The following is a 7,276-nucleotide window of genomic DNA, read 5'->3' on the forward strand; positions in this document are numbered from 1 at the left end:
CGAAGAGGGGGTCAGACGAGTGGCTGGGCCACGGGGATGGCCGCGAGCGCCGTGACGATCTGGTCCCCGGTGGGGTAGGAGGCGTGGGTTCCCGGTGTCTGGACGGCGAGCGCACCGGCCGCGGTGGCGTAGGCCACGGCGCCGCCGAGCGGCATGCCATCGGCGAGTGCGGTGGCCAGCGCGCCGACGAAGGCGTCGCCCGCGCCGGTGGAATCCACCGAACTCACCTGTGGCGCAGCCTGATATCCACCCGCGACCGGTGCCGGCACATCGCAGCGGTGCGCCCAGACCGACCCGGCGGCGCCCAAGGTGGCGACGACGGACTCCACCCCGCGCAGGCAGAGTGAACGGGCCAGGTGGAATGCCTGTTCGGGGGTCCGCGCGGTGGTCCCGGTCAATGCCGACAGTTCGGATTCGTTGACGATCAGCGGGTGGCAGCGACGCAGCAGCTCATCAGGCAGCGCCGTCGCCGGCGCGGCATTGAGAACGAATCGGCGCGCCCGCCGTGCGGCCCATTCGACCACATTCGTCGGCACTTCCAATTGTGCGACAACAACTTCCGCCGACCGCAGTAGGTCGGCCTCGGCCATCGTGTCGAGTTCGGGCTCGGGTTCCCAGCGGAAGTTGGCGCCGGGATCGACCACGATCTGGTTCTCGCCGTCGGCGACGGTGATATAGGCAGTGCCGGTCCGCGCGTCCCGCACCTCACGCAGCGCGCTGAGCTCGACACCATACTCGCGCAACGATTTCCGCAGTCCGGGATCGGCGTCACGACCGATTCTCGCGATGAATTCGACCCGGCCCCCCGCTCGTGCCGCCGCGACGGCCTGATTGGAACCCTTGCCGCCCAGGTTGGTTCGCGAGCGCAGTGCCAGCACGGTTTCGCCGGGCCGTGGCAGCTGTTCCACCTCACAGACGATGTCCTGGTTGACCGAGCCGAGGACGACAACCGTCACGACTCGGCTCCGTTCGCGGTGATCTCCAGATTGCCGGGTGCCGCACCGGTGATCAGGGCGACCAGCCGATCGCCGTCCACCTCATTGATCCTATGCGCCGCAACGGATCTACCGCGCCGCAGCACCACCACGTTGTCACAGATCCGCATTACCTGTGCCAGATCGTGGCTGATGATCAATACGGTGATCCCGCGCTCGCGCAGGCCGCGCACCAGCTTCTCGACCGCCGCGGTCTCCCGCACGCCGAGCGCGGCGGTCGGCTCGTCCATGATCACCATGGATTTGCCCCAGGCCACCGCACGGGCGATGGCGATGCTCTGACGTTGACCGCCGCTCATCCGGCGCACCGTGGTGCGCACCGAGGGCACATCGACATCCAGATCGCGCAGGATCTCGCCGCTGCGGGCGATCATCCCCCTGCGGTTGACGATGCCGAGCGGATACACCAACTCGCGGTTGAGAAACAGGTTCTGCCACACGGCCAGATCGTCGATGAGGGCGAGATCCTGATACACGGTCTCGATGCCCATTTTGCGCGCGTCCTCCGGCGAGCGCAGGCGCACCGGTTCGCCCTTGAACAGGATCTGTCCGGTATCCGGTGCCTGCACGCCGGTCAGGCAGCGCACCAATGTCGACTTGCCCGCGCCGTTATCGCCGACCAGCGCGGTCACCTTACCCTCCGGAATTGTCAGCGAAACCCCGGCCAGCGCACGCACCGAGTCGAAGGACTTGGTGAGCTCGCGCGCCTCCAGCAATGGAATCGTCATTGTTCTCGGCCTACTTTCGGAAGCGGGCGATCCCGGCGGCCAGCAGCAGCACCGCGCCGACGGCGACCGGCTGGTAGTACTGCGAGATGCCGAGAATGGTGAACCCGTTGATCAACGAGGTGAACAGCACCGCACCGCAGACGGTGCCGAGCACCGATGCCTTGCCGCCGGACAGTGACGAACCGCCGAGCACCACCGCGGCGATCGAGCTCAGCAGGTAGGTGGTCTGCAGCGACGGATCCGCGCCGCCGTTGCGGGCGACCAGCATGACACCGGCTATGCCGCACAGCAATCCGGACATGGCATAGGCGAACAGCCGGATGCGGTTCACCGAGATACCGGTGTCGCGCGCGGCCTCGAGTCGTCCGCCGGTGGCGAGCAGATGGGTGCCGATGCGGGTGCGGAAGATGATGCCCGCCACGACCAGTGCGGCGAGCAGTGCCAGCAGCCAGAACCAGCGCACCGGTCCGATGCCGTCGAGTGCGAGCCGTTGCAGGAAGCGGGAACTCACGGCCTCGGTATTGCCGTGCGTCAGCAGCAGGGTGATGCCGTTGAGCACGCTCAGCATGCCGAGCGTGACGACGAAATCGGTCATATGCAGTCGGCCGACCAGCACACCGTTGACGACGCCGACCGCCAACCCGCTGAGGATTGCCGCCCCGATGGCGACCGCCATCGGGTAGCCGTGGCTGGCCAGATAGCCGAGAACGGCTGCCGCCCATGGCAGATTCGCGCCGACCGACAGATCGATGCCGCCGACGGTGATCGCGAACTGCTGACCGAGCGCGAGCACGGTGAGGATGGTCGAGGCGACCAGCAGATCACCGATATTGTCCGCCGTCAGGAAGTTCGGGGTGGCGATGAAGAACGCCACCCACAAAACGACCAGGGCGAGCGGTGCCGCGAATTCGGCGACCTTGGCGAGGATCTCCGTGCGCCCCTCACGCGCGCGGAGTTCTTCGGTTGCCTCTGCGGTCACTTGTTCAACAGCCCTTCCACCGGGTTGTCGAAGGCGACGATCGGACGCGGGAACGCCGCGATCTGCTGGTCGACATTGTCCTTGCCGATGAAGGCGATGGGGGATACCACGCGCTCGGGCAGCTTCTTGCCCTGGTGCTGGGCCAGGCAGCTCTGCACCGCGAGTTGTCCTTCGGCATAAGGGTATTGGGTCACCGTGCCGGTCAGGGTGCCCGCCTTGACGGCGTCGAGGGCGGCCTGGATGCCGTCGACGGAGATCACCTTGATCTGGCCGGTCCGGCCCGCGTTCTTGATCGCCTGTGCCGCGCCGAGGCCCATGGTGTCGTTGGCGGCGAAGATGCCGGTGATATCCGGATGCGCCTTCAGGATCGCCTCGGTGACCTGCAGGCCCTTGTCCTGTTCGTAGTCGGCGGGCGCCTTCTGGACGATCTCGAGCTTGCCTGTGACGGCATCGGCGAAGCCCTGATCACGGTTGATGCCGTTCTGTTCGCCCGCGATGCCCTGCAGGATGGCCACCTTGCCGGTGCCGCCGAGCGCCTCGAGCATCTTCTGCCCGGCGATCCGGCCCGCATCGAGATTGTCCGAACCGATGAAGCTCGCATACGACACCCCGGCCTGCTCGGAGGCCTTCGCATCGATTTGGGTGTCGAGATCGAGGATCGGAATGTTCTTGCGCGCCACCGGCGTCAGCGGGGTGATCACATTCGTGGCATTGACCGGCACCACGCCGAAGCAGTCGTAACCCTGTGCGGCCAGGGTGGAGATCTGAGCGTTCTCACCGTCGGCGTCGGTCTCGGATTGTCCGGCCTGCACCGTGACCTTTACCCCGAGCTTCTGTCCCTCCGCGAGGGCGCCGTCGCGCAATGCCGCCCAGTAGGGGTTGGTGAAGTTGCGGGTGACGATCGCGATCTTGAAATCGCCGTCGCTCCCGTCTTGCCCACCGCGACCGCAGGCAGCGGCGGCAAGCGCGCCGATGAGGACAAGCGGCGCCATTGCACGCCTGAATCGAGCATTCATCGTGAGTTCGACCTATCCATCTCAGGTATCAACTCGTGTTGATCAACGCGAGTTGATGAGTAGTGTGTGACCCGAGTCACCGGCTGTCAAGTACTTGCGCGGAGTGCTTGGATGGATGGTCGGAGCAAGGAGAGATTTCGGATGGTAGTCACACGAGCCGACGTGGCGCGGCTGGCCGGCACGTCACCGGCGCTGGTGAGCTACGTGCTCAATGGCGGACCGCGGCAGGTCGCGCCCGCGACCAAGGCCCGCATCGAGGCCGCCATCGCCGAACTCGGCTACCGGCCCAATATGTCCGCGCGCAGCCTGCGCATGAACCGCGGACATGCACTCGGCATGGTGATTCCGGACGGTGCGAACCCGTTCTTCGCCGAACTCTCGGCGGTGATCGAGGCAGCCGCCTTCGCGCGGGGGTACCCGCTGTTCGTCGGCAATGCCGCCGGTGACGAAGAACGCGAACGCGCCTATGTGCGCACCTTCATCGACCGCAGAGTCGAAGGGCTGCTTGCGATTTCGTCGTCCTGGGAGACCGGCATCGCCGATGCCTGCGAGGAGGCGGGCATGGTGCTGGTGGCACTGGACCGCGTCATCGATCCGGCACGTTGCGCGCACGTCATGTGCGATTCGGTCGCGGGCGCGGAACAGGCCGTCGCCCATCTCATCGGACACGGTCACCGCGAAATCGCCTGCCTGAGCGGCCCGCACGTGTCCACCGCCGAGGACCGCGTCCAGGGCTACCGAAATGCGTTGGCGGCCGCCGGACTCGCCGAAGGACACATCGTGCGAACGGATTTCGGCGGGGCCGCAGGTTACCGCGCGCTGACCGACCTGATGGCCGACTCACGCCGCCCCACAGCGATTTTCGTGACCAGCGATTTGCAGGCGATGGGTATGCTGCGTGCCGCCTACGACGCCGGACTGCGCGTACCCGACGACCTCGCGGTGGTCGCCTTCGACGGAATCGAATACGCCCGCTACACCCGCCCGGGCCTGACAACCATGGTCCAGCCCACCCGTCTCATGGGCGAGACCGCCATCGACCTGCTGCTACAACAGCTCGACGACCACACGCCCCGCCCCGGAGTGGTGAATCTCGAAGCGGTACTGCACACCAGAGGTTCGTGCGGCTGCCCCGACGAGTTCTGAGGCCACGAACGCTACGGCGATTCGATCGGCCGTGGCGAAACTTGCCTGGATCGTGGCCTTGCCCGCCCGAACAGATCGCCGCACAGTCCTCGCAGCTCACCCGCGCCGCATTCGAGGAGTCGCAGGCCCTGACCTCACGCACAGTTACTGTTTGGCATTCGGTATCGAGTCGGCAACAGCTCGATGAGGCCAGGCTATGGCACCAGATAATCGACCTAGAGGCAGGCGAATTCGGCGTTTCCGCGCCCACTGGACCGGCTTTGGCGCTACCCTCCAGCAGCATGGACGAGATCGAACTGCGACCGCCGGTAGTCTCTTCCCGCCGCCATACCGGCCTCATCCTCGACGTCGATGCGCTGAGCGTCGATGACCCCACAGCGCCGGTCTACATCCGCTGCACCGATGGCGCCCGGTTCCGGGTTCCGGATCCGCTTTATGAGTGGGCGACAACCCTGATCGATACCAACCACCAACACCGCAGCGCGGGCAATCGCTCGATGTTTCCGATCCAGATCGAGTTCGGCACCCTCGAGGGCGGCATGTACGCCGAGTTGCTGTAGCCAGATCTCCGGCGCCGGCACTGTTTCATCGTCGCGCTGGCCGTCTGGTTCAGGCGTTGTCGAGGACCGGGTCGCGTTGGGTATCGGTGGCGGTAGTTCGAGTTCGGTTGTGGCTGTAGGCGATTCCGGCGACGAGCACGGCGAGCAGGACCGTGGAGGTGCCCCATGTGCCGAAGCCGAGGCCGCCTTTGGCGTGTGATTTGGACAGTAGGTCACCGACGGTGGCGCCGAGCGGACGGGTGAGGATGAACGCCAGCCAGAACAGCAGCACCCCGGAGATCCCGGTCAGGTAGTGCGCGATCAGGACGGCAGTCATGATCGCGGCGATCAGGGCCGCACTGCCCCAGTAGCCGAGACCGGAGCTGTCGGACAGGTAGTCGCCGAGTGAGGTACCGAGGGTGTTGGACAGCAGGATCGCCGCCCAATACAGCACCTCTGCCCGCGCGGTGGTGATGTCGGTGACGTCGTAGCTTTGGCCGGTGAGTTTCCAGATCACGAACACAATTGCCAGTCCGCTGACGAGCAGGGCGGCACCGGTTCCGTAGCCGAGTCCGCCGTCGGTGGAGGTGTCCGAGCCGGGGCCGCGGTTGAGGAGATCGGAGATCGTGGTGCCCGCGGTGCTGGTGGCGGCGATGACCGTCCAGTACAGGGCGGGATGAAAGCGGCGGGCCCGCAGCTGGGTGAGCAGGCTCACCACGAAGATCACCAGGAACAGCGCCGAGGCGGCGGCGTAACCGAGGTGCAGGGTTTGCGCGAGCAGATCGCCACCGGTCTCCCCGAGGGTGGTGGCAGCGATTTTCAGGATCCAGAACAGGGCGGTGATCTGCGGAAGCTTGTAGCCGGCGTGGGGGGTGGCCGAACTCATGCGCAATATCCCTTTCTCGGTGGCGGTGCCTGGATGATCGGTTGGGGAGTGTGCCGGGTCGTCGCTGAGAGCACGCTGAGACCGTTGCGGGGGCGATGGCGTGCGTGGGGATCGGATGATGGGATGGTCGATGATGGGGGTGTGGATCGGTTCGCGAGTTGGATGGCGCCGTCGAGATGGGGGCTGCGGATCCGCTCGGCGATCGCGGCGGTGTTGATGGTCGGCCTGGTGTTGGGGGTGGCAGCCGCGGCGATGGCGTGGTTGTTGCATCGTTCGCTGGTCGGTGACCTCGATACCGCCGCGGCGACTCGTGTCGGTGAGGTGTCCGCGGAGCTGATACGGATGCCGGTGGGCGAGCTGCCGAATGCGTTGTTCGACACCGACGGCCGGGTGGCCGGGGTGCAGGTGATCGATCCGCAGGGGCGGGTGGTGCGGGCCTCGTCGGGGAAACTGGCGACACCGTTGACCGAGCTGCCCGTTGCCGACCCGCGCGCGGCTGGGCTGCGAGCCGCACGCCGCTACGACGAGGATCTGCGGGTGGCGGCGGGCACGGTGTCGACCGCCGCCGGGACCTACACGGTGCTGGTGGCCGCCGACACCGAATCGGTGGAGCGGACCGTGGCCGTGCTGGCGGTGTTACTGGCGGTGGGCGGGCCCGTGGTGGTGGCCGCGGCTGCGGCCGTGACGTATCTGCTGGTGGGCCGCTCGCTGCGGTCGGTGGACGAGATCCGGGCCCGGGTGGCCGGTATCGAGTCGACGGATTTGTCGCAGCGGGTGCCGGTACCGGTAGCGCGCGATGAAATCGCGCAGCTGGCCGAGACCATGAACGACATGCTGGCCCGCGTCGAGGCCGGGCATCTGGCGCAGAAACGGTTCGTCGGCGACGCTTCGCACGAACTGCGCAGCCCATTGGCCACGGTGACCGCGGCGCTGGAACTGGCCCGGGACCGGCCCGAGGTGCTCGACCGCGAGCTCATAGTCGTAGGA

The 7,276-nt window shown here is 66.7% G+C and carries 8 protein-coding genes; 3 read left to right on the forward strand and 5 right to left on the reverse strand.

All coding sequences use genetic code 11. The annotated features are described in order from the left end of the window. Positions 1-11: 11 nt before the first annotated feature. Genes ON44_RS12950 through ON44_RS12965 form a run of 4 tightly spaced genes read right to left on the reverse strand, consistent with a single transcriptional unit; the run spans position 12 to position 3,694 of the window. Positions 12-956 (reverse strand): ribokinase, encoded by a 945-nt coding sequence (locus ON44_RS12950; RefSeq protein WP_040689577.1) that lies wholly within the window; start codon positions 954-956, stop codon positions 12-14. Further along, complete coding sequence (locus tag ON44_RS12955) at positions 953-1,723, reverse strand: ATP-binding cassette domain-containing protein (RefSeq protein WP_040689579.1); 771 nt, start codon at positions 1,721-1,723, stop codon at positions 953-955. The genes ON44_RS12950 and ON44_RS12955 overlap by 4 nt, the downstream gene beginning before the upstream one ends. A 10-nt stretch (positions 1,724-1,733) precedes the next feature. Next, positions 1,734-2,702 carry an ABC transporter permease gene (locus ON44_RS12960; protein WP_040689581.1) on the reverse strand — a complete coding sequence of 323 codons (969 nt, stop codon included), beginning with the start codon at positions 2,700-2,702 and terminating at the stop codon, positions 1,734-1,736. After that, on the reverse strand, positions 2,699-3,694 hold the full coding sequence (locus ON44_RS12965; protein WP_245567127.1) for a sugar ABC transporter substrate-binding protein: 996 nt from the start codon (positions 3,692-3,694) through the stop codon (positions 2,699-2,701). The genes ON44_RS12960 and ON44_RS12965 overlap by 4 nt, the downstream gene beginning before the upstream one ends. Positions 3,695-3,859: 165 nt before the next feature. Here ON44_RS12965 and ON44_RS12970 point away from each other — a divergent pair, with 165 nt between their 5' ends. Together ON44_RS12970 and ON44_RS12975 are read left to right on the forward strand one after the other, a co-directional pair. Then, complete coding sequence (locus ON44_RS12970; RefSeq protein WP_085998527.1) at positions 3,860-4,864, forward strand: LacI family DNA-binding transcriptional regulator; 1,005 nt, start codon at positions 3,860-3,862, stop codon at positions 4,862-4,864. Between the two features lie 281 nt (positions 4,865-5,145). Then, positions 5,146-5,424 carry a hypothetical protein gene (locus ON44_RS12975; RefSeq protein WP_040689587.1) on the forward strand — a complete coding sequence of 93 codons (279 nt, stop codon included), beginning with the start codon at positions 5,146-5,148 and terminating at the stop codon, positions 5,422-5,424. Positions 5,425-5,473: 49 nt separating this feature from the next. Here the strand turns inward: ON44_RS12975 and ON44_RS12980 are convergent, their stop codons facing one another. Further along, positions 5,474-6,289, reverse strand: a complete 816-nt coding sequence (locus tag ON44_RS12980) for a COG4705 family protein (RefSeq protein WP_040689589.1) — start codon at positions 6,287-6,289, stop codon at positions 5,474-5,476. 123 nt (positions 6,290-6,412) lie between these two features. Between ON44_RS12980 and ON44_RS12985 the strand changes: the two genes are divergently transcribed. Further along, positions 6,413-7,276, forward strand: an 864-nt coding sequence (locus tag ON44_RS12985) for a HAMP domain-containing protein (RefSeq protein ID WP_169338061.1), incomplete at its 3' end; no start/stop codon positions are given.

This window comes from Nocardia vinacea NBRC 16497, from assembly GCF_000308835.1.
In the GTDB taxonomy this organism is placed as follows: domain Bacteria; phylum Actinomycetota; class Actinomycetes; order Mycobacteriales; family Mycobacteriaceae; genus Nocardia; species Nocardia vinacea.